This window comes from Bacillus sp. FG16, from assembly GCF_057809515.1.
This window is the reverse complement of record NZ_JBMDKC010000052.1, coordinates 1-22,421: the sequence shown is the minus strand read 5'-3', so window position 1 is coordinate 22,421 and position 22,421 is coordinate 1. Positions and strand designations below refer to the sequence as shown.

Genomic DNA, 22,421 nt, shown 5'->3' with positions numbered 1-22,421 from the left:
AAACGATATGGTGCAAATAAGTAGTAACTTTCTCTTTACCGCATTTATTTTATATTTAATTGCGACTCTATTTTTTGGGGGAGCCATTAAAGAAAAGGGTCATAAATGGGCAAATATAGGAATAACAATTACAATTTTAGGGTTTATAGCACAAACAGTATATTTTGTTACAAGGTGGATTGCATCAGGGCATGCGCCAGTTAGTAACTTTTTTGAATTCGGTACATTTTTCGGCATGATGCTTGTAGGAGCATTTATTGTAATGTATTTTATGTACCGCGTAAGTATAATCGGACTATTTGCATTACCAGTTGCGCTTTTATTAATTGCCTATGCAAGTATGTTTCCGAGGGAAATATCTCCGCTTATTCCATCATTAAAAAGTAATTGGTTACATATTCACGTGACGACTGCAGCAGCAGGACAAGCAATTTTAGCGATTAGTTTTATTACGGGCGTAATGTATTTATTGAAAAATGTAGATCAATCAACGAGAAGTAAACGGACATTTTGGCTAGAGATGGTAGTATTTACACTTGTTTGTACAGTTGGATTTATTGGAGTAACAATGGTATTTTCTAGTATGAAATATGAAGCGAAGTTTCAATGGATTGATAAAAATGAACAACAACTGGAAATGAAGTATAATCTTCCGGCTTTAGTTGGACCGCATGAAGGGAAGTTACTGACAGAAAATAAATTAGAACCGGCAGTTGAAGTTCCAGCGATTGTAAATGCGAAAAAATTAAATACTGTTATTTGGTCAGTGTTAGTTGGAACATTACTTTATATTGTATTAAGACTTGTTTTACGGAAGCGAGTATCGGCGGCACTTCAGCCGTTAGTAAAGAATACGAATAGTGATTTACTAGATGAAATCGGATATCGATCTATTGCAATTGGATTCCCGGTTTTCACATTAGGAGCGTTAATTTTTGCAATGATTTGGGCTCAAATAGCGTGGACGCGTTTTTGGGGCTGGGATCCGAAAGAGGTTTGGGCACTTATAACGTGGCTCTTTTATGCTGCAGTACTACATTTACGATTATCTAAAGGGTGGCATGGAGAGAAATCAGCTTGGCTTGCAGTAATTGGTTTTGCAATTATTATGTTTAATTTTATTGTAGTAAACTTAATTATTGCCGGTTTACATTCATATGCATAGAGAAATAAAATAGGAGAGTGCATGTCACTTTCCTATTTTATTTTTGTCAACTTTTCTTCTTTTTTGAGAAAAACATGACAAAGTAGCGGTTGATTTTGTAAAATGATGTCGAGGACATTATATACTGTTCAAAAAAAATACATAGTTTTGGAAAAAAATTGAACAAAATTTATTATTCTTGTGAAGCATAATATGGGAAGTGAAACATTTAGAAGATTGCTTAAATAAACGAGAATAGCGCAACATAATAGTAAAGAAGGGTAGGTGTGAACCGCTGAGGTGAGAGTACGCAGCGGGTAGAGATGGAAAATGAATCAAGAATTTTAATTGTAGATGATGAGGATCGTATTCGTCGTTTATTGAAAATGTACTTAGAAAGAGAACAATACACAATTGAAGAAGCAGATAATGGTGATACAGCTTTAGAAATGGCGTTGCAAAATGATTACGATTTAATCTTATTAGATCTTATGATGCCTGGTAAAGATGGCATTGAAGTATGTAGAGGGGTTCGTGAGAAGAAAGCGACACCAATTATTATGCTGACAGCAAAAGGTGAAGAAGTAAATAGAGTACAAGGATTTGAAGTTGGAACAGATGATTATATTGTAAAGCCATTTAGTCCACGTGAGGTCGTGCTACGTGTGAAAGCGGTATTACGTCGTGCTGTACCAACAACATTTTTTACACAAGATACAACAACAAAAGATGTTACTGTATTCCCGCACTTAACAATTGATAATGATGCACACCGTGTTACTGCAGATGGTAATGAAGTAAACTTAACGCCGAAAGAATATGAGTTACTATTATTTTTAGCGAAAGCTCCTGATAAAGTATTCGATCGTGAGCAACTGTTAAAAGAAGTATGGCAATATGAATTCTTCGGAGATTTACGTACAGTTGATACACATGTAAAGCGTTTACGTGAGAAGTTAAGCAAAAAATCACCAGATGCAGCGAAAATGATTGTTACTGTTTGGGGTGTAGGTTACAAATTCGAGGTTGTGAACGACTGATGCTTTGGAGAAGTGTAGTAGGGAAGTTATGGATGACCATATTACTTCTCGTTTCGTTTGTTCTTGGATTTGTTGCGATTTTACTTTCACAGTTTTTTAGAACGTATTATGTTGATATGAGTGAAGCTAGGCTTCAAAAAGTCGCAACAAGTGTTTCGGAGTTAATTGAAGAAGGTGCCGATGTAAAAACGATTGAGAATATCGCGTACAAATTCTCTGATCCACTTTCAAGGATTATTATTGTAGAAGATGGTAAGGAAATCTCTTCTTCACCGAAACAAGAAGGGTTAGTCACCCTTACAATGGATGATTTAAAAGAAGATAAAGAATTAGCTGCTGTTTTTACGGACAAAAAAGAAATTAAAAATAACGTTAGAAAAGCGTCTAATAGTAGGAAGAATAAAAACACCGAAAATGATATTATGATCGTAGGAAAACCAGTGCAATCAAAAAATCAAAGTGCAGTGTTCGTATATGAATCTTTACAAGTACCGATACAAGGTATGGAAAGAACGACTGATTTTATTTTCTTATCGGCTGGAATTGCGATTATATTAACAACTTTCTTTGCGTTCTTCTTATCTACTCGGATTACAGCACCGCTTCGTAAAATGCGTGAGGTTGCTTTTGAAGTGTCACGTGGTAAGTTTGATGCAAAGGCTCCTATGGTATCTCAGGATGAGATTGGTGAGCTTGCAACGGCCTTAAATCAAATGGGAAAACAGTTGAAGTTCAATATGAACGCCTTGCAACAAGAAAAAGAGCAGTTAGCAAGTATTTTGAGTAGTATGGCAGATGGGGTTATTACGTTAAATCAAGAAGGTGAAGTTGTAGTAATCAATCCGCCGGCCGAACATTTCTTACAAGTTTGGCAAGAAGAAAAAGAGATAGAGCTAAGTAAAAAACTACCTTCTGAACTTGTGGAACTATTCCATCTCGTTGTAGAAAGCGAACAACAACAAGTTGTTGAAATTAATTTACAAAAAGGGAACTATGTAGTTCTTATGACGCCGCTTTACAATCAAACGAAAATTCGTGGAGCTGTAGCAGTACTGCGAGATATGACGGAAGAACGTCGTCTTGAAAAGATGCGTCAAGACTTTATTGCGAATGTATCGCATGAACTTCGTACACCAATGGTAATGCTACAAGGGTATAGTGAAGCGATTTTAGATGATATTGTGCAAACGAAAGAGGAAATTGATGAGTTTGTTCAAATTATTTATGATGAATCTGTTCGTTTAGGTAAACTTGTAAATGAATTGTTAGATTTAGCTCGTATGGAAAGCGGTCATGTAGAGTTACATATTGGTGAAGTGGATATACATCCGTTTGTTGAAAAAATTGGTCGTAAATTCCAAGGGATTGCAAAGGATAAAGAAGTTGAACTAACAGTTGATTTCCGAAATCCGATCGAAGAATATGCGTTTGATGCAGATCGGATGGAACAAGTGTTGACGAACTTGATTGATAACGCAATTCGTCATACGAATGCGGGTGGACATGTAACGCTTGTAATTGATACGAAAAATAATGACCTCATTTTTGAAGTGCAAGATTCGGGTGCAGGCATTCCAGAAGAGGATATTCCATTTTTATTTGATCGTTTCTATAAAGCTGATAAAGCAAGAACACGTGGGAAAAAGGGTGGAACAGGACTCGGGCTTGCGATTGCGAAAAACATTGTTCAAGGTCATGATGGTAAAATTTCTGTTTCAAGTGTTGTTGGAGAAGGAACTACATTCTCTGTATATTTACCGAATCGTATAATTTAGATATACGTTTTTAAAGTTGATAATGAATAAAGTTCTGCTGTTTTTTATTTTTTTGTAAACTCAATTAAATAAAGAATGGTAGAACTTTTTTCTATCTTGGTCGAATTAAGAATAACAAGAGAGGTGCTGTGAAGAAATGAAATTATATACAAAAACAGGAGATAAAGGAACGACAAGTGTAATAGGTGGCAGGGTGGATAAAGATGATATCCGTGTGGAAGCTTATGGAACAATAGACGAGGCAAATTCTCATATTGGATATGCAATGACTAAGCTTCAAGGCGGGGCTTTTAGAGATATTTACAATGAGCTCGAAAATATTCAACATGAGCTATTTGATTGCGGAGGAGACTTGGCAATAGTGGAACAAAAAATTCCTTATAAAGTGACAATTGAGATGGTTGGTAGCTTAGAAAGAAAGATTGATTTGTATATAGAAGAAGCCCCGGCATTAGAGCGCTTTATTTTGCCAGGTGGTAGCGAGGCGGCGGCTGCTATTCATATTGCACGTACCATTGTAAGAAGAGCAGAACGCTCTATAGTATCATTGCAAAAAGAAGTGAATATAAATGAAGTTGTCTTAAAGTATGTAAATAGATTATCTGATTATTTGTTTGCGATAGCTAGAGTAATAAATGCCCGATTACAAGTGAAAGATGTGGAGTATAACCGTAGTGCATTAGTTTTTCGTGACAAGAAAGAGAAGGAAGTGAAGTAATTCACTTTCTTTTTTTTGTATACTTTTTTCTGTAATATACCAAAATAGAGAAGGTATGGTGTTAACTAGAAAACGGAGGATGTATATGAAAGTTTTAAAATGCGGCGTCATGTTATTGAGTATACTGTTTGTATCTCAATTACATGTTTACGCAGAAGAAAATCGATGGACATGGCCTGTTGAAGGTCAGATAAGTGATTATTTTGGGACAAGGCATGGAAAACACTATGGTATTGATGTGGCTGCGCCGATTGGAACGCCTGTGGCAGCTATCCAAGATGGTAAGGTAACGAAGTCTTATTATTCAAGTAGTTATGGAAATGTTGTATTTATTAAACACGGAGAATATGAGGCTGTATATGCACATTTAAATAAGAGATATGTGGATCAAGGAGATTATATTTCAAAAGGAGAAAAAATTGGAGAAGTAGGGAACACGGGAGAGTCGCGAGGTGCACACTTACATCTAGAACTTCATCAAGGAAGATGGACGATGGCGAAAAAGAATGCGATGAACCCATTGCTTGTTTTAAGTGAACAAAGAAATGAAGTTGTTTCTTCATCATTATATGTCGTACAAAAAGGGGATACTTTAGTTAGTATTGCACGGAAATTTAGTATGACACTTAAGGAAATTAAAGAAAAAAATGGATTGCAGCAAGAGCTAATTTATCCTAATCAACAATTATATGTTAAGTGAAGGCAACGTCTCAAAATTTAAACTTTGAATATTCTTAAATAAGGTTCAATGTAAATGAAATTATATGGGCGCTTCTGCTAGAAGTATTGAGTGAATTAGAGTATCTATATCTAAAAGAAAACCGTCCCAAAATTTATTTTGGGACGGTTTCTTTTACCAAAAAATAAAGACACATATAAATCCAGAAATAGCTAAATAGCTATATAAGTAAAAAACTTTTGTTCTTGTTTTCTCTTTTGTTCGAAACAGTACGATAGTCGGTTCAATTAAACCGATTGTCAAACAAAGTAGGCCAAGAAGCATACAACCAATTGAAATAGAATACAGGGCGATTTGTGGTGCTTGAAATGGAATCATCCATTTTAATAAAAATGCAATAAGTGCAGTGTAACAAATGCTACCGATGTATTTATTCAGTGGTGTATTAGAACGAAAACCGGGAAGTTTTTTTAAGAAAGAGCGGGAAACAACTTCTGTTTGTAAAGATGTATGCTCTTCAATAATTTTTTGAGCTTCTTTTCCTTTTTGAAAAAGAGATAAGATCCAATTTCGCTCACCCTGAAAAATAAATTGAGAAGTTGTCAAATAGTGATCAATCTTCACTTTATTCCAACTCTTCCACGGATGACGCTCACACAATTTTAATTTACTTTCTGTTTTTTTATCATACTGATAAATACTGATGCCATCTTCATCGAAAGTAGCATAGTATGTCTCGTTTGAGAATGTACCTAAATCGATTGGGCAGTAGAAAAGTAATTCTTTTTTTAAATAAAAGTATTCTTTTCTTAAATTTTTTTTCATCGCTTCTCGAATAGAATGTCTCTTTTCTTTTTTCATGACATTTCCTCCATAACTCAGAAAATGTTCTTATCTTAACAATTCAATATCTTATCACTTTTAATTATATATGACTAGGGAATTCAAAAGAGAAATGCCGAATAATAAAAAATATGGATTGTATTGTAAAATATCTCGCAATTTATTTGTTGTTACGAAAAATAAACAACTAATTATAAATAAGTTACAATTTTTTAGTTCACAATGTTATGAGGTTGTTGTATAATGAAGGGGAAAATAGAATATCGGTCTATCTTCGGGGCAGGGTGAAAATCCCGACCGGCGGTGATGAACTATTTATGATTTTGTTCTAAGCCCGCGAGCCGTTAAGGCAGGATTTGGTGCGATTCCAAAGCCGACAGTATAGTCTGGATGGGAGAAGATGGAGGTTCAAGCGTTCAAAAAAGATATGGATTTGAACGTCTGTTTGATGTGCCTTAAATTCTCCCTTTGTGTAAAACACAAAGGGTTTTTTCGTTCTATGAAAAAATAGGCATAGCAGAACCTTTCCACTTTCCATGAGATGATCGATGGAAAAGGAGAGAGAAAGATGAAACAAAAAAACAGTGTAGTGCAGATGGTGAGTGTAGCGATGCTAAGTAGTATTGCATATTTACTAATGATGTTGGATTTCCCGTTCCCAGGGCTTCCGCCATTTTTGAAAATTGATTTTAGTGATGTACCAGCTCTAATTGCAGCAATTATCTTTGGACCAGTAGCAGGAGTGATTGTAGAGGCGATAAAGAACATTTTACATTACGGGATTCAAGGAAGCTTAACGGGAGTACCAGTTGGAGAAATTGCAAACTTTATTGCAGGATGTTTATTTATTGGACCAGCAGCTTTCTTATTTAGAAAGTATCGTACTGTAAAGAGTTTAACGACAGGATTAATGCTAGGGACAATTACAATGGCACTTATTATGAGTGTATTAAACTACATCATCATATTCCCGGCTTACACTTGGTTTTTAAATTCACCGGCTATGTCTAGCGAAGCTATAAGAACAACGGTTGTAACGGCAATCTTACCATTTAATTTAATTAAAGGAATTGTTGTAACAATTGTATTTGTAGCATTATTTTCACGCCTGAAAGTATGGGTGTTTGCAAAAATGAAAAATGCATAATAAATATTAAAACCATTAGTAGTGTGGAACTACTAATGGTTTTTTATTAAGGAAAATAAAATTCAGATACAAAAAATGCCCCTCATCAATATGAGGGGCATTTTTTGAAGTTAATAAAAGACTATTCGAATTTTAAAGCGTCTCCGTCGAATGATTCGTCAGCAACTTTAATTGAGTCAGTTGGACAGCCTTCGAATGCATCCATCATATCTTCAATTAATACATCTGGAATTTCAACGATACCTTGGTTATCGTCTAATGTTACAAATGCAATACCTTCATCATCATAGTCATAAATGTCTGGTGCAGCAGCGCCACAAGCACCACATGCAATACAAGTATCTTTATCAACGATTGTATATTTTGCCATCTTTTTTCCCTCCTGATAATATGTATGTGAAAAGCTCGCCATAAAAATTATAACCTTATTGTAAAACGGTTTGTGAAACTTTTCAACATAAAATTATAATGATAATGATAATGCTTATCAATTAGAGTGTCAACTTATTTTTGAATTATGTCATAAGATTTTCAAAATACGTAAATGTGATTTCGTTTGATACAATAGAATATATACAAGTATATATTTCTTATAGGATAAGTTTAATGAGCGACAGTAGATAGTGTAATTGTACTGAAAAGAATGAAGTTAAGATTGGAAGGTGGAAGCGGTCATGCAAATACAATATACTTTGTTGCATTGTTTAAAACAATTGAATGGTGAAAGAACCGTTTCTTCTATTTATTATTTACTAAAGGGCAAACGTTCTTCGCAAACTTTACAAGATGGAAATATGTTCCGGATTTCTTTTTTATTCGGAATATATAAATCATTAAATAGAAATGACTATGATGGTGAAGTTGTAAAGTTGTTGCAAGCGGATTTTATTCAAGAAATACATGAAAATACATATGTGTTAACACCTACGGGTAAAATGCAGTTACATAAATGGGAGGAAGTTTATGCTTTTCCAGCGCATTTGCATGGTTTACATTATGGTGAATTAGGTGAAACATTTTGGAAAAGATTATCATTGATTATTCAAACCATATCAAATTTACAACAGAATAATACGAAGTTTATCCCAATTCAACAAGATACAGAAATAATGATGTGGGTAAAACGTTTTCTAACAGGAAGGCCATATAAGAGAAGTGAGTTGGCGAGGAAACTATGGACGGAAGTACATAATCTTTTGGAAAAGAGTAATGCGATAGAAGCGACGATTGTAACATATCGACTAACGGGCTATGAACGTATTGGTTGTACATTGCAACAATTAGCAGAAATTACGAAACAAGATATATTTAAGGTGTATTTTTTATTTTGGGGTACAATGCATTTCTTTATACAAGAAGTACGTGATAAAGAAAATGAATTTCCACTATTAGCTGAAATTATATCTTATCCAAATGAGAGAGCTGAATTATTTAGTTTATCCACGAAAAAAACATATAATTTTTGGAGACAAGGGCGTTCTTTAGAAGAAATAGCAACGATTCGGAATTTAAAGGTTGCAACGATAGAAGATCATTTTGTTGAAATTGCTTTGCGAGAAAAAGATTTTTCTATTGAAATGTTTATGGAAAAAGAAAAGATAGACAAAGTAATAAAAGTAATTGAAGCATTACAAACGCGGAAGTTACGTGTTTTGAAACAAGAGGTTGGAGAAGATATCTCTTATTTTGAAGTTCGTCTTGTATTAGCGCGGATGGAGGGTGTAAATGAAACTTGAAGAATATTTATATAAGTGGTTTGGATATTCTGAATTTCGTCCAGGGCAAAAAGGAGTTATTACAGATTTATTAGAAGGAAAAGATGTGATAGCAATGCTTCCGACTGGAAGAGGGAAATCTATGTGCTATCAGTTTCCGGGGCTTATGCGAGAAGGAACAGTGCTTGTTGTATCACCGTTATTATCTTTAATGGAAGATCAAGTGACACAATTAAAGTATGTTGTGAAAAACCGAGTGATAGCATTTAATAGTTTTCGGACATTAAATGAAAAAAGAGAAGCGATGAAAAAATTATCTTCATATAAATTTATTTTTGTTTCACCAGAGATGTTACAGTCGGAGTTATTAATTAGGGAATTGAAGAAAATTCATATTTCATTATTTGTTGTTGATGAGGCTCATTGTATTTCTCAATGGGGTTATGATTTTAGACCGGACTATAAGAAACTAAATGTAGTTATTGAAAATATTGGTTCTCCTACAGTATTAGCATTGACAGCCACAGCGACAAAAGGGGTACTGCAAGATATCGCAGACAGTTTAAATTTAAAGGGTGCCGCGGAACATGTATACTCTATTGATCGTCCTAATATTGCAATGGAGGTGCAATTTGTAGAGACGATAGAAGAAAAGAAAGAGGCGCTTTTGGAGCAGGTGATGTATTTACAAGGGCCGGGGATTGTATATTGTTCAAGTAGAGCGTGGACAGAAAGGTTAACGGAATACTTGAGAGGAAAAGGTGTTACTGGTGTAGCTTTTTATCATGGTGGTATGGAACATGAAGAGCGTATGTTAATTCAACAACAGTTTATGAATGATCAATTGCAGCTTGTAATATGTACAAGTGCATTTGGTATGGGGGTAAATAAGGCGAATACGCAATATATTATTCATTTTCATTATCCAACTAATATAGCTTCTTACTTACAAGAAATCGGAAGAGCTGGAAGAGATGGCGAACCGAGTATAGCTATTTTATTGTGTAGTCCGTTGGATCATGATTTACCAATTTCAATCATTGAGGATGAATTGCCAAGTAAGTCGCAAATACAATTTTTATTTTCTTTACTACAAGAAAGAATGTTTCAAACGAAAGAATTACCAATAGAAGATGTAGAAGAAATTTGTTATAATGCAGCAAGATTTAATGAGCAATATTGGCGTTTCGTTCGTTATCATCTCGAACAGGTTGGAATTATACAACAACGAAGATTATTATTAGAGGGTTTGTCAGATGAAATTATGAACCGATTAATAGCTGAAGTAGAAATAAGGTTGCGTAATAAATATAGTGAGTTAGAAAATATGAAGTCATGGATACGAGTTAAAGGATGTAGACGTGAATATGTGCTGCAACAGTTCGGTTATAGGAAAGAAAAAGAGTTAAATAATTGCTGTGATTATTGTGGTATTACAAAAGAAGATTATAAAAAAAGACGAGCGCAACAATCGGATTTCGACTATAATTGGGAAACAGAGTTACAAAAGCTTTTCGGCCTAGAAAAGATGGGGGAATGATGAACATTCAAAGGCATAATGTTGAAGATATGAGTCCGCAGGAAATAAGGCTGAATCTATATATAACACAGTTAATTATTATCGGTATTGGCTGTTTACTAGCATATATATTATTTCAAGATGTAAAAGAAGTGTTTAATTTATGGAGATGGGAACCAGTATCTATACTTATTATAGGTGGTTTGTTAGCGATTGGTATTGTGTTATTAGATTATGTTGCAATGCGAGTGTTTCCAGAGTCTTGGTTTGATGATGGTGGTATTAACGATAAGATGTTTCGAGGAATGTCGGTTCTGCATTTACTCATTATTACGTTCGTAATCGGTTTTGCAGAAGAATTTTTATTTAGAGGTGTAGTGCAGACTCATTTTGGAATTGTAATTGCGAGTTTCGTATTTGCAGTGTTACATATTCGTTATATAACAAAGCCATTTTTGTTTTGTTTCGTCTGTTTCATTAGTTTTGTCTTTGGCTATGTATTTGAATGGACAGGGAATTTGTTTATAACAATCTTTGCACACTTTCTTGTTGATTTTATAATGGGACTCCAATTAAGAAAATAAATGGAAGGTGGTGGTGAACAACATGAGGAAACGAATTCCTGATTTTGAAGAGGAATTAGAAGTTGAGCGAGTAGAAGAAAAAGAAAGTTTACCGCCGCGTAGTGAAATTCATAGAAATAAAGAGAAAAAACAAAAGTTTAAAATAAATCATATTTTCGTCCGGGTTTTAACATTTCTATTCATTCTGCTGCCAATTAGTATTTTGTGGTATACGGATAAATATATTCAGGTGAAGGGCGATAGTAATAATGCCGGGAAAAGTGCGTTTGAAGTAATCTTCTTTGATTCAGCTAAATCTGAGTCGCAGAAACAGTCTGAAAAAGCGATAACGCATACTGTGAAAGAGGGAGAAACTTTAGAAAGTATAGCGAAGCAATATTTTTCAGATGAAAATGGGGTTGAAGTAATTAAAAAGTATAATAACTTGCAAGAAGATGAAGTGAGTGCAGGTCAAGAATTAAAAATTCCGATAAAAGATAAGTCCACAAAGCAAGAGAGCTAGCGAATTAGGCGATCACAGTTTGTTATAAAAGCCTAGGGTTATCTTTATGATGAGGGGAGTAAAAAATATGATATGGATTATATTATTCAGTACTCTCATAGGAATGGGGATTTTATTACTTCTTGTGATGTATAAAGAAGCGACGCGTAATACAGTGTTGGAACATACTTTAGTATTTAAAGAATTTCCGAAAAGTTTTCAAAAAGTAAATGTGTTTTTTATTTCTGATATTCATAGAAGAGTCATTTCAAATTTGTTAATTGAACAAGTAAAAGGAAAAGTAGATCTCGTAATTATCGGAGGAGATTTAGCAGAGAAAGGTGTCTCTTTATCAAAAATCTCTGCGAATATTCAAAAGTTAAGAGAGATAGCTCTTGTATATTTTGTGTGGGGAAACAATGATTATGAGATAGAATATCATGAATTAGATGCGTTATTATTAGAAAATAACGTAAAAGTTTTAGATAATACAAGAGTAGTATTTGAGTCTGAATTAGGCGAGAAGATTTGTTTGCTCGGTATAGATGATGTTGGATTGCACCGTGATCGTCTAGATTTGGCATTGGCGGATTGTAAAGAAGATGGTTTTCGTATCTTAGTTAGTCACAACCCTGATATAATAAAAAAGATGTCTGGAAGTGAACAGATTTCACTTGTATTAAGTGGACATACGCATGGAGGACAAATCCGATTATTCCCATCTAAAAAATATTTAAAAGGTGGCGTATATAACCATTTGAATACGATTCTCTTTGTTAGTAATGGGTACGGAACAACATTGATACCACTTCGTTTCCGAGCACCTGCTCAAACACATATTATTACATTGTGCGGAGGGAAATGATGCCAACTCTTAGTGGGAAATATAATATAAAAGCTGTTTCAAATATAATTGGAGTTCAGCCGAGTACGCTTCGCGCATGGGAAAGACGATATCAAATTATTGCCCCAAAGCGGAATCAAGCTGGGCATCGTTTATATACAGAAGAGCATATTCAAATTTTAAAATGGTTAATGGAAAAAGTTTCTTCCGGTATGATGATTGGACAAGCAGTTCAGTTATTAGAAGAGAATCGTTTGCAGAGTACAGTTCAAAAAGAGATACATTTCGATAAAGAAGTTGTTTTAGTGGACGATTTGCTACAAGCTTTGTTAAAATTTGATGAAATTACAATTGCTGCATTATTAAACGAAGCTTTTAGTATATATTCAACAGAAAAGGTTGTTGCCAATATCGTTCTTCGAGTGACAGACAAATTATTAACGTCAAAAAATAATAATGAGATTTCAATAGTGCAATTTCAATATGCACTATCATTTTTACAAACGCGTCTAGGGATGGTGTATCACAATGCCGCAATGTTTTCTTCTTTACACAAAGTTATTGTGTTAGAAAAGAATGCATTGAAAGGATTTATTTTTTCAACTTATTTACGCTTAAAAGGATATGAGGCGATATATATTAGGACAAGCTTAGCTGAAGATGGTATGTTGTTAGCGGTAGAGGAAATACAGCCGAAATATGTATTTGTATCTTTTGCTGATGAACAAGAAATGAAAAAGACGATGAACTTTATAAATTTATTACAAGAAAAAAGGGAATCTCTTTCTGTTGGATTTATCGGAAAGCTAGGCGTTCTAAACCAGTTGGACATTGAAACAATCTTAATTGGTGATACGAAAGAAGAATGGGATGAATGGTTAAAAATGTCGGAATAGTTGTTCGAAAAGAACCATCTATTTTCTATTTCATATAATAAAAATTAGATGCATTGGTTACGTAGGGAGGGTATGAGATGAGGCTGGAACGATTAAATTACAATAAGATAAAAATTTTTCTAACATTTGATGATTTATCTGAACGAGGATTAACGAAAGAAGATTTATGGAGAAATGCGCCGAAAGTACAGCAATTATTTCGTGATATGATGCAAGAAGCAAATAAGGAATTAGGATTTGAAGCAGATGGTCCGATTGCAGTTGAAGTGTTTTCTCTACAAGCACAAGGGATGGTTGTAATTGTAACGAAAGAAAATCAAGAAATGGATACAGATGATGAGTTCCGTGACGAGTTTATTGAAATGCAAGTGACTCTAGATGAAAGTGAACATATATTATATGAGTTTGCTACGCTAGATGACGTCATTAACCTGTCGAATCGCTTATATAACCTTGGTGTAACTGGCGGAAAGCTATATACGTGGGATGAGCGCTTCTATCTTTGGGTGGAAGAAGAGGAACAAATTCAATTGTTAAAGGCGGATTTTATAGCTATTTTAGCGGAATACGGCAATCCGTCTACAGCAACCATTTATCGCATCATGGAGTACGGTAAAGAATTAATGGATTTTAACGCGATAGAACAAATACACAATTACTTTGTGAAAAAACAAAACCTCAGCTAATACAACATAGCTGAGGTTTTGTTTTTATTTGGATAAGGGAAGGTATGATCGTAAATACTCGAACATACTTTTTGAAAATAAAATATGTAGTTTTATGGGAGTGTGACTGAGGAAAATAAAAAATATTTAAATATTTAAGTATTTTACTTTTCTAAAAGTAATAAAAGGACTATAATAATAGTGAAAACGCTTGCAACAAAAAATAGTTTGTATATATTTGTTAGCGTTTTCTATTGCATTCCAAATTTAAGGGTGTATACTAGGCAATGAAGGTTTACTAAACAAGTGAAATTACAGGGGGTTTACTTACTATGGTAGCCGAAAAGGGAACTCAAACAAAAACACAACAACAAAGGGAACAACATTTTGAACTATTGAATTCAACACAAATTGTTATTAGTGAAGCGTTAGAAAAATTGGGTTATCCAAACGAAGTATATGAATTATTAAAAGAACCAATTCGTATGATGACAGTGAAAATACCAGTTCGTATGGATGACGGGACTGTTAAAATATTTACAGGGTATCGTGCACAACATAATGATGCTGTTGGTCCAACGAAAGGTGGAATTCGCTTCCATCCGAATGTAACAGAAAATGAAGTGAAAGCACTTTCAATCTGGATGAGTTTAAAATGTGGTATTGTTGATTTACCATATGGTGGAGGTAAGGGTGGAATTATCTGTGATCCACGTGAAATGTCATTCCGTGAGTTAGAAAGATTAAGCCGCGGTTATGTACGAGCAATTAGCCAAATCGTAGGTCCGACGAAAGATATTCCAGCTCCAGATGTATTCACAAACTCTCAAATTATGGCATGGATGATGGATGAGTATAGCCGTATTGATGAATTTAATTCACCAGGATTTATTACAGGTAAACCGCTTGTATTAGGTGGATCACATGGACGTGAAACAGCAACAGCGAAAGGTGTAACAATTTGTATTCGCGAAGCTGCGAAAAAACGTGGCATTGATATTAAGGGTGCACGCGTTGTTGTTCAAGGGTTCGGTAATGCTGGTAGCTTCTTAGCTAAATTTATGCATGATGCAGGTGCGAAAGTTATTGCAATCTCAGATGCTTACGGCGCGTTACATGATCCAAACGGATTAGATATTGATTATTTATTAGACCGTCGTGATAGCTTCGGTACAGTAACAAAGCTATTTAACAATACAATTTCAAACAAAGAATTGTTAGAACTTGATTGCGATATTTTAGTTCCAGCTGCAATTGAGAACCAAATTACAGAAGAAAATGCTAATGATATTAAAGCGAAAATAGTTGTTGAAGCTGCAAATGGTCCAACAACATTAGAAGCGACTAAAATTTTAACAGATCGCGGAATTTTACTTGTTCCAGACGTGTTAGCAAGTGCTGGTGGTGTAACGGTATCTTACTTTGAGTGGGTACAAAATAACCAAGGTTACTACTGGACTGAAGAAGAGGTAGAACAACGTTTAGAAAAAGTAATGGTAAAATCATTTGATTCTATTTATGAAACAGCACAAGTTCGTAAAGTGAACATGCGCTTAGCGGCGTACATGATTGGTGTTCGTAAAATGGCTGAAGCAAGCCGCTTCAGAGGTTGGGTATAAAATATTATATCTTGAGAAAACGTGATTTCCTTTCGAGGGAATCACGTTTTTTTGTTGAAGTATTAAATGAGGTGTTGTATATGGAGAATGAAATGCTGGAACGAGTAGAACAATTAGAAGAAAAGGTTAAGAGGTTAGAGGGAGAACTTGCAAGGACGGTGAAAGCTCGAAAAATAAGTACTGTTCGGATGTTCGGGGAAGGGCTACTGTTTTTGATATTTGGTGTGGTTGTAGTAGGGCCGATTATTGCCTTTGTAATCTCAATTTTTACTTGGATTGCTGAAAAATAAAACAAAAACAAAAAGAACGCTTGTTCCGTGCGAACAAACGTGCTATACTCTCCTTAGATAAACAAAACGGAAATGATTTTAAGGAGAGATAAATGATGAAAATGACAGTAGACCAAAGATTTATGATGCCAGCAGATGTTGTAGAGCGAGTGGAAGTATTACGAAACAAACAAAGCAAGCGTGGCACATTATTACAATCGGTAAACAAATTTTTCGGCTTAGATACGAAAGAAGATTGTGTTTGGTTTTACGGTTTTTATGGAGTGGCTGTAAGTATCTTGTTGTTTATGGTGTTCACTTCAAATATTTTCGATTTTCTCTTCGCGTAAGAAATATGCGATAAGGACATTGCTACCGAATACATATATAAGGAAGTAAGGTAATCTTCTAGAGCGGGAGTTGGTAGCAATGGCGATGTTTCCTATAGAGCGCAACTATATTGGATATGGAAGTTCACGACCGGGGATTCCTCTAACTAAAGTGAGATTTATTGTAAGTCATGATACGGGGAATCCTGGAAGCAATGCGATAGGAAATCGAGATTACTTTAATGAATTACAACCGAAAGCTTCGGCGCATACATTTATAGATGATAAAACAATATTGGAGATTATTCCTATAAATGAAGTTGCGTATCATGTTCGATATGGTGTGCCGACGGATAATGACTTATACGGCTATGACGCGAATAAGGCGGCCATTGGAGTGGAACTTTGTTATGGCGGTGATGTTAACTTTTGGGAAGCATATAATCGTTTTACATGGTATCATGCGTATTTATGCCAAAACTTTGGCTTAAATCCGAAAAAAGATATCGTGTCACATAAAACGCTTGATCCGGCTAGAAAGATTGATCCTGAGAATGTATTAGGGAAACAAGGTATTAAATTTCAGCAGTTTTTAGCAGATGTCTATCGGATGTACGTTTCGTTTAGATGACAAATATATGAAAAATGAATACAATAAAGATAGGTGCCTACTGCTGTAAGTAGGTTTTTTCTTGTTTTTATAAATAGTGTATTGGTAGAAGACTAGGAGTGGACGAGTATGCAGAAAGAAACAGTTATTATAATCGGAGGCGGTCCGTGCGGATTAGCGGCAGCGATTTCGTTGCAAAAGGTAGGGATAAATCCATTAGTAATTGAAAAAGGAAACATTGTAAATGCCATTTATAATTATCCAACTCATCAAACATTTTTCTCTTCTAGTGAAAAATTAGAAATTGGTGATGTAGCTTTTATTACAGAAAATCGTAAGCCAGTTCGAAATCAAGCGCTTGCGTATTATCGTGAAGTAGTAAAACGTAAATCTGTACGTGTAAATGCTTTTGAGCGAGTGGAGAAAGTTCAAAAAGATGGAGAAGTTTTTCAGGTTAAGACGACAAAGCGTGACGGAAGTAAAGAAATATATATAGCGAAATATATTGTTGTAGCAACTGGATATTATGATAATCCAAATTATATGAATGTTCCAGGTGAGGAATTGAAGAAAGTAGCTCACTATTTTAAAGAGGGGCACCCTTATTTTGATCGAGATGTAGTAGTTATAGGTGGGAAAAACTCGAGTGTAGATGCCGCGTTAGAACTTGTTAAAGCTGGTGCGCGTGTAACGGTACTGTATCGTGGAAGTGAGTATTCACCAAGCATAAAGCCTTGGATTTTGCCAGAATTTGAGGCGTTAGTACGGAACGATACAATTCAAATGCATTTCGGGGCTCATGTGAAAGAAATTACTGAGCATACATTAACATTTATAGTTGATGGTGAAGCTTTTACAATCCAAAATGATTTTGTATTTGCGATGACTGGTTATCATCCTGACCATAGCTTCTTAACAAAGATGGGTGTTCAGATTGATGAAGAAACAGGACGTCCGATTTATACAGAGGATAGAATGGAAACGAATGCTGAAAATATTTTCATTGCAGGTGTCATAGCTGCTGGAAATAATGCAAATGAAATATTTATCGAGAACGGTAGATTTCATGGAGATGCGATTGCACAAACTATTGCATCAAGAGAAAAATAAAAAGGAGCTGTCGGGAAAACCTCGACAGCTCCTTTTTATTCGTGCATAAACATATTTTGAATGGATTCATGAGAATTTGTATTCTCTAATGCGACAAGTAATTTAATGCGTGCTTTTTGTGCATTTAAGCCGTATGTGAATACAATGCCCATATCTTTTAAGTGTTTACCGCCACCTTCATACGAATATACGTCTTGAACGATACCGTTGAAACAGCGAGAAACTAATACGACAGGAATACCTTTATTTAATAATCGTTCTAGACTAGGAAGTGTTCTTGGAGGTAGATTACCTTGTCCAAGCGCTTCGATAACAATACCGTCTACAGGAAGATTTTCGATTGCTGCTAATAATGTATCATCCATGCCGGCATATGCTTTTAGAACAACTACATTTTTAGACACTTTGTTTATCGTATATGTTTCGTGATGTACTAAAGCGTGATGGAAGACAACACCGCGTTTTGTTACCATTCCAATTGGTCCATATTGTGGGCTTTGGAATGTTGCGACATTACTTGTATGTGTTTTCGTTACATTTGTAGCGCAATGAATTTCGTCGTTTAATACGACTAAAACACCTTTTCCTGCAGCTTCATCACAACTAGCAACTTTTACAGCTGATAAGAAGTTATATAGACCATCAGCACCTAACTCATTGCTAGAGCGCATTGCACCTGTCACAACGATCGGAATAGTTGCTTGTACTGTTAAATCTAAGAAATAGGCTGTTTCTTCTAATGTATCCGTGCCATGCGTAATGACTACGCCATGAATATTGTCTTGTTTTACTCTTTCATCAATGATGACTTGTAATTGTAACATTTCGCTCGGTGTCATATGAGGAGATGGTAGATGGAACACATCTTCAACGATTAAATCAACATCGCCTTCTAAATCAGGAATGAATTTTAAAAGAGGATTTTTTTCACCTGGTTGTACGACCCCAGTTTCTTTATCTTCCTCCATTGCAATTGTTCCACCTGTGTGTAAAACTAGGATTCTTTTCAATGCTTATACCCCTTTCAAGTAAAAAAATACATTTAGAACATAACATGTTTTGAGTAAATTCGACAATGGAAATGTATAAAAGTATGCCTCGAAAATGACAATAAAATTAACTGCTATATGTACGATGTATAAAATCGTGAAACGAAATGTGCAAATATAGTATAGGAGGGAGCAATTACGGTGAAAAAGATGGAGACAATTTTTATTCGTATATTAATAATACAATTCATTTGTCTTTCTGTTGTACAATTGTTATTTATACATAAATCATCAGTGAAATATTTATCTAAAATTGTTTATTACGAAGGTGTCATGGTAAAAAACAAAGCAGAAATCTTGCAGGTGAATAGGTAGTTTTCATTTTCTTCTATGAAGGATTATGCTACAATAATTGAGGATTTAATGACGTGAAGCAAATGAGAAGAAGCAGGGTGAACACCTGCTTTTCGTTTTGTTTTATAAGTGAAAAAATGAGGTGTTACAATGGATAAACGAATTTCAATTGCTATAGATGGTCCAGCAGCTGCTGGGAAAAGTACAGTGGCAAAAGTTGTTGCGAAGGAACTTTCTTACGTTTATATTGATACAGGCGCGATGTACCGTACGCTTACATATGCAGCCCTTGAACAAAAAGTAGACATTGAAAATGAAGAACAGCTAATGGAAGTTGTAAAGAATGTAAATATTGAGTTTCAGCAAGGAGAAAATACACAGCTTGTATTTTTGAATGGACAAGATGTTTCTGAAGTAATCCGTACACCTGATGTGACGAATCGAGTATCTATTGTAGCGAAGCATCGCCTTGTTCGTGAAGAAATGGTACGTCGTCAGCAAGAGTTAGCGAAAAAAGGCGGCGTTGTAATGGACGGCCGTGATATTGGTACACATGTATTACCGGATGCTGAAGTGAAAATCTTTATGCTTGCTTCTGTTGAAGAAAGAGCGGAAAGAAGACATTTAGAAAATTTAAATAAAGGTTTCGATTCTAATTTAGAGCAGCTAAAAGAAGAAATTGCTCAGCGTGATAAATTAGATTCAGAACGCGAAGTTTCTCCACTAAAAAGGGCTGATGATGCATTGGAATTAGATACGACTTCTTTATCAATTGAAGAAGTTGTCCAAAAAATTATGAGTATTGTTTCAGGAGTGTTTGCGAAATAAAGAAAGGGGATAGTCCTCTTTCTTTTTTTGTTTAAATAGAAATGTAAAGGATACGTGAATTGTGAGTCTCTTTCCTTGACAAATGAGCTGATTTGTAAGAAGTTAGTTAAAGAGGAATAAAACTGTCAGAATATATTCGCTATTATATTTCAAAACATACTTTTTTCAAGCTGGTTTTGCTGTATACTATTTATATAGGTTTAATATATTTTCTTGTGAATGATATTGAAAAAGAGTATGTGATGAGAAATTCTTAAACATGCAAATGAAAACTTTGTTTTCATTTCGTATATACATAAAAATGCTTTGTCAATTCTGTAGGGAGGTATTTCCATGGTAGAGAAAATGAATGAAGAAGTTATGGATTCAAAAGAATTACAAGTTGGTGACGTTGTTACAGGTTCTGTAACGAAAGTTGAAGAGAAACAAGTGCTTGTAAATGTTGGATACAAAACAGATGGCGTAATTCCAATTAGTGAATTAGCTAACGTTCATATTGAAAAAGCAAGCGATGTTGTAGAATTAGATCAAACACTAGAGTTGAAAATTATTAAATTAGAAGAAGATGATCTTGTCTTATCTAAACGTGCTGTTGATGCAGAAAAAGCATGGGTAGAATTACAAGAGAAATTTACTTCTGGTCATGTATTTGATGTTACTGTAAAAGATATCGTGAATGGCGGATTGGTTGTGGACCTTGGTGTTCGCGGTTTTATCCCAGCTTCACTTGTAGAAGTACATTATGTAGAAGACTTTACTGACTATAAAGGTAAAACATTAGCGGTGAAAATTGTTGAATTAGACCGTGAAAAAAATCGTGTAATCCTTTCGCATAAAGCGGTAGTAGAATTAGAACTAGATTCTAAGAAAAAAGAAGCAATTTCTTCATTAAAAGAAGGGGACGTTGTTGAAGGAACAGTGCAACGATTAACTGACTTTGGTGCTTTCGTTAACGTTGGTGGCGTGGACGGTTTAGTTCACATTTCACAAATTTCACACGAACGTGTAGAGCAACCTTCTGAAGTATTAGAGCAAGGTCAAAAGGTTAAGGTAAAGGTGTTATCTGTTGATGCTGATACACAACGTATTTCTTTATCAATTAAAGCAGCTCAACCAGGACCTTGGGAAAACGTTGCTGGTGAAATAAAAGCTGGAGATATTCGTGAGGGAGTAGTAAAACGCCTTGTTACATTTGGTGCATTCGTTGAGATTTTACCTGGCGTTGAAGGACTTGTACACGTATCGCAAATTGCAAATCGTCACGTGAAAAACCCGAGTGAAGTATTGGAAATGGGACAGGAAGTAAAAGTGAAAGTACTTGAAGTTCACGTAGCAGAGAAACGTATTTCTTTAAGTATAAAAGAAGCGCTTGAGGAAAATAATGTAATTGAAGATTATAGTCAGTATGAGCCAAATGCTGATTCTGCTACTTTCCAATTAAGTGATATTATTGGTGAACAACTGAAAAAATTAAAGAAATAATGAGGGGTACAAGTGGTAAGGGCAAAACGTAAATTAGATCATATTGAATACGCTCTTTCTACTGGTCAGTCTCGTACGCATGGCTTTCATGATATTGGTTTTGTGCATCAAAGCTTGCCAAATTCAAATTATGACACAATAACATGTGAAACAAAAATCGGCGAACTTTCACTAAGTTCGCCGATTTTTATCAATGCGATGACTGGTGGTGGAGGAGAGAAAACGTTACATATTAATGAGCAATTAGCATATGTAGCGAAACATCATAACCTTGCTATGGCTGTAGGTTCGCAAATGGCGGCGTTAAAAGATGAAAGTGAGGCTGCTTCTTATAAGGTGATCAGAAAGGTAAACCCAAATGGTATTTTCTTTGCTAATTTAGGTAGTGAGGCAACTATCGAGCAGGCGGAGCGTGCCGTTGATATGATTGAAGCGAATGCATTGCAAATTCATTTAAATGTCATACAAGAGTTAACGATGCCAGAAGGAGACCGTGACTTTACTGGTGTACTTCAGCGAATCGAGAAAATTGTTTTAAATAGTAAAGTTCCTGTCATTGTAAAAGAAGTTGGATTTGGGATGAGTAAGGAAACGGTACAACAGTTAGCAAACGTAGGTGTAGCAGCAATTGATATTGGTGGACAAGGTGGTACGAATTTTGCTGCTGTTGAAAATGAAAGAAGACAGCGAATGCTTTCTTATTTTAATAACTGGGGCATACAAACACATGCCCATCAACTTAAGCCTTTTTACTACCCCCAAGTACAAAAAAACGTTATTC

At 35.0% G+C, this 22,421-nt stretch carries 25 protein-coding genes and 1 riboswitch; of the genes, 22 read left to right on the top strand and 3 right to left on the bottom strand.

Annotated features, from left to right (window positions below; all coding sequences use genetic code 11):
- The first annotated feature begins 7 nt into the window (after window positions 1–7).
- The 5 genes from resC (at window position 8) to ACODS7_RS18865 (ending at window position 5,377) form a co-directional block, all read left to right on the top strand.
- Window positions 8–1,165, top strand: a complete 1,158-nt coding sequence (gene resC / locus ACODS7_RS18885) for a cytochrome c biogenesis protein ResC (protein ID WP_243168089.1) — start codon at window positions 8–10, stop codon at window positions 1,163–1,165.
- 302 nt (window positions 1,166–1,467) lie between these two features.
- A complete protein-coding gene (gene resD, locus ACODS7_RS18880; protein ID WP_016082284.1) occupies window positions 1,468–2,184 on the top strand; it encodes a DNA-binding response regulator ResD in 717 nt (238 codons plus the stop codon).
- The gene (resE, locus tag ACODS7_RS18875; RefSeq protein WP_029441845.1) at window positions 2,184–3,959 is read left to right on the top strand and encodes a sensor histidine kinase ResE; all 1,776 of its coding nucleotides are present in this window, start codon (window positions 2,184–2,186) and stop codon (window positions 3,957–3,959) included. Before resD ends, resE begins: the two co-directional genes overlap by 1 nt.
- Window positions 3,960–4,095: 136 nt before the next feature.
- On the top strand, window positions 4,096–4,677 hold the full coding sequence (locus ACODS7_RS18870; RefSeq protein WP_029441846.1) for a cob(I)yrinic acid a,c-diamide adenosyltransferase: 582 nt from the start codon (window positions 4,096–4,098) through the stop codon (window positions 4,675–4,677).
- Between the two features lie 85 nt (window positions 4,678–4,762).
- A complete protein-coding gene (locus ACODS7_RS18865; protein ID WP_016082281.1) occupies window positions 4,763–5,377 on the top strand; it encodes a peptidoglycan DD-metalloendopeptidase family protein in 615 nt (204 codons plus the stop codon).
- 153 nt (window positions 5,378–5,530) lie between these two features.
- Here the strand turns inward: ACODS7_RS18865 and ACODS7_RS18860 are convergent, their stop codons facing one another.
- Entirely contained in the window at window positions 5,531–6,217 is a 687-nt protein-coding gene (locus ACODS7_RS18860; protein WP_000711797.1) for a hypothetical protein, read from the bottom strand.
- Between the two features lie 248 nt (window positions 6,218–6,465).
- Window positions 6,466–6,605, top strand: a riboswitch (FMN riboswitch).
- 162 nt (window positions 6,606–6,767) lie between these two features.
- On the opposite strand from ACODS7_RS18860, the gene ACODS7_RS18855 reads away from it, so the two are divergent.
- Window positions 6,768–7,346 (top strand): ECF transporter S component, encoded by a 579-nt coding sequence (locus ACODS7_RS18855; RefSeq protein WP_000810856.1) that lies wholly within the window; start codon window positions 6,768–6,770, stop codon window positions 7,344–7,346.
- A 121-nt stretch (window positions 7,347–7,467) separates the two neighbouring features.
- Here the strand turns inward: ACODS7_RS18855 and ACODS7_RS18850 are convergent, their stop codons facing one another.
- Window positions 7,468–7,716, bottom strand: a complete 249-nt coding sequence (locus tag ACODS7_RS18850) for a ferredoxin (RefSeq protein WP_001151993.1) — start codon at window positions 7,714–7,716, stop codon at window positions 7,468–7,470.
- A gap of 304 nt (window positions 7,717–8,020) precedes the next feature.
- On the opposite strand from ACODS7_RS18850, the gene ACODS7_RS18845 reads away from it, so the two are divergent.
- From ACODS7_RS18845 to ACODS7_RS18790, 12 genes are all read left to right on the top strand, one after another.
- Window positions 8,021–9,082, top strand: a complete 1,062-nt coding sequence (locus ACODS7_RS18845) for a YpbB family protein (RefSeq protein ID WP_029441847.1) — start codon at window positions 8,021–8,023, stop codon at window positions 9,080–9,082.
- The gene (recQ, locus tag ACODS7_RS18840) at window positions 9,072–10,601 is read left to right on the top strand and encodes an ATP-dependent DNA helicase RecQ (protein WP_016082279.1); all 1,530 of its coding nucleotides are present in this window, start codon (window positions 9,072–9,074) and stop codon (window positions 10,599–10,601) included. Before ACODS7_RS18845 ends, recQ begins: the two co-directional genes overlap by 11 nt.
- A complete protein-coding gene (locus ACODS7_RS18835) occupies window positions 10,601–11,164 on the top strand; it encodes a CPBP family intramembrane glutamic endopeptidase (RefSeq protein WP_001025783.1) in 564 nt (187 codons plus the stop codon). The genes recQ and ACODS7_RS18835 overlap by 1 nt, the downstream gene beginning before the upstream one ends.
- A 22-nt stretch (window positions 11,165–11,186) precedes the next feature.
- Window positions 11,187–11,666 carry a LysM peptidoglycan-binding domain-containing protein gene (locus ACODS7_RS18830; protein ID WP_001231555.1) on the top strand — a complete coding sequence of 160 codons (480 nt, stop codon included), beginning with the start codon at window positions 11,187–11,189 and terminating at the stop codon, window positions 11,664–11,666.
- A gap of 67 nt (window positions 11,667–11,733) precedes the next feature.
- Window positions 11,734–12,510 carry a metallophosphoesterase gene (locus tag ACODS7_RS18825; protein ID WP_243168090.1) on the top strand — a complete coding sequence of 259 codons (777 nt, stop codon included), beginning with the start codon at window positions 11,734–11,736 and terminating at the stop codon, window positions 12,508–12,510.
- Window positions 12,510–13,385: a MerR family transcriptional regulator gene (locus ACODS7_RS18820; RefSeq protein ID WP_016082276.1), complete on the top strand. Its 876-nt coding sequence runs from the start codon at window positions 12,510–12,512 to the stop codon at window positions 13,383–13,385. Before ACODS7_RS18825 ends, ACODS7_RS18820 begins: the two co-directional genes overlap by 1 nt.
- Before the next feature lie 77 nt (window positions 13,386–13,462).
- Window positions 13,463–14,071 carry a genetic competence negative regulator gene (locus tag ACODS7_RS18815; RefSeq protein WP_016082275.1) on the top strand — a complete coding sequence of 203 codons (609 nt, stop codon included), beginning with the start codon at window positions 13,463–13,465 and terminating at the stop codon, window positions 14,069–14,071.
- Between the two features lie 311 nt (window positions 14,072–14,382).
- On the top strand, window positions 14,383–15,669 hold the full coding sequence (gene gudB, locus ACODS7_RS18810; RefSeq protein ID WP_000225172.1) for an NAD-specific glutamate dehydrogenase: 1,287 nt from the start codon (window positions 14,383–14,385) through the stop codon (window positions 15,667–15,669).
- An 80-nt stretch (window positions 15,670–15,749) separates the two neighbouring features.
- Window positions 15,750–15,959, top strand: coding sequence for a hypothetical protein (locus tag ACODS7_RS18805; protein WP_016082274.1), 210 nt, complete (start codon window positions 15,750–15,752; stop codon window positions 15,957–15,959).
- Between the two features lie 92 nt (window positions 15,960–16,051).
- Window positions 16,052–16,288, top strand: a complete 237-nt coding sequence (locus ACODS7_RS18800; protein WP_001983018.1) for a DUF3961 domain-containing protein — start codon at window positions 16,052–16,054, stop codon at window positions 16,286–16,288.
- Window positions 16,289–16,367: 79 nt separating this feature from the next.
- Window positions 16,368–16,898: a peptidoglycan recognition protein family protein gene (locus ACODS7_RS18795; RefSeq protein ID WP_001240655.1), complete on the top strand. Its 531-nt coding sequence runs from the start codon at window positions 16,368–16,370 to the stop codon at window positions 16,896–16,898.
- A gap of 108 nt (window positions 16,899–17,006) precedes the next feature.
- Window positions 17,007–17,987: a YpdA family putative bacillithiol disulfide reductase gene (locus tag ACODS7_RS18790; RefSeq protein WP_029441849.1), complete on the top strand. Its 981-nt coding sequence runs from the start codon at window positions 17,007–17,009 to the stop codon at window positions 17,985–17,987.
- A 35-nt stretch (window positions 17,988–18,022) separates the two neighbouring features.
- Here the strand turns inward: ACODS7_RS18790 and ansA are convergent, their stop codons facing one another.
- Entirely contained in the window at window positions 18,023–18,997 is a 975-nt protein-coding gene (gene ansA / locus ACODS7_RS18785) for an asparaginase (RefSeq protein ID WP_080117234.1), read from the bottom strand.
- Window positions 18,998–19,177: 180 nt separating this feature from the next.
- Between ansA and ACODS7_RS18780 the strand changes: the two genes are divergently transcribed.
- The 4 genes from ACODS7_RS18780 to fni form a co-directional block, all read left to right on the top strand.
- A complete protein-coding gene (locus tag ACODS7_RS18780) occupies window positions 19,178–19,351 on the top strand; it encodes a YpfB family protein (protein WP_016082271.1) in 174 nt (57 codons plus the stop codon).
- 129 nt (window positions 19,352–19,480) lie between these two features.
- A complete protein-coding gene (gene cmk, locus ACODS7_RS18775; RefSeq protein ID WP_098629016.1) occupies window positions 19,481–20,158 on the top strand; it encodes a (d)CMP kinase in 678 nt (225 codons plus the stop codon).
- Window positions 20,159–20,491: 333 nt separating this feature from the next.
- Window positions 20,492–21,640 carry a 30S ribosomal protein S1 gene (gene rpsA, locus ACODS7_RS18770; RefSeq protein ID WP_016082270.1) on the top strand — a complete coding sequence of 383 codons (1,149 nt, stop codon included), beginning with the start codon at window positions 20,492–20,494 and terminating at the stop codon, window positions 21,638–21,640.
- Window positions 21,641–21,652: 12 nt separating this feature from the next.
- Window positions 21,653–22,421, top strand: a 769-nt coding sequence (gene fni, locus ACODS7_RS18765; RefSeq protein ID WP_488827287.1) for a type 2 isopentenyl-diphosphate Delta-isomerase, incomplete at its 3' end; no start/stop codon positions are given.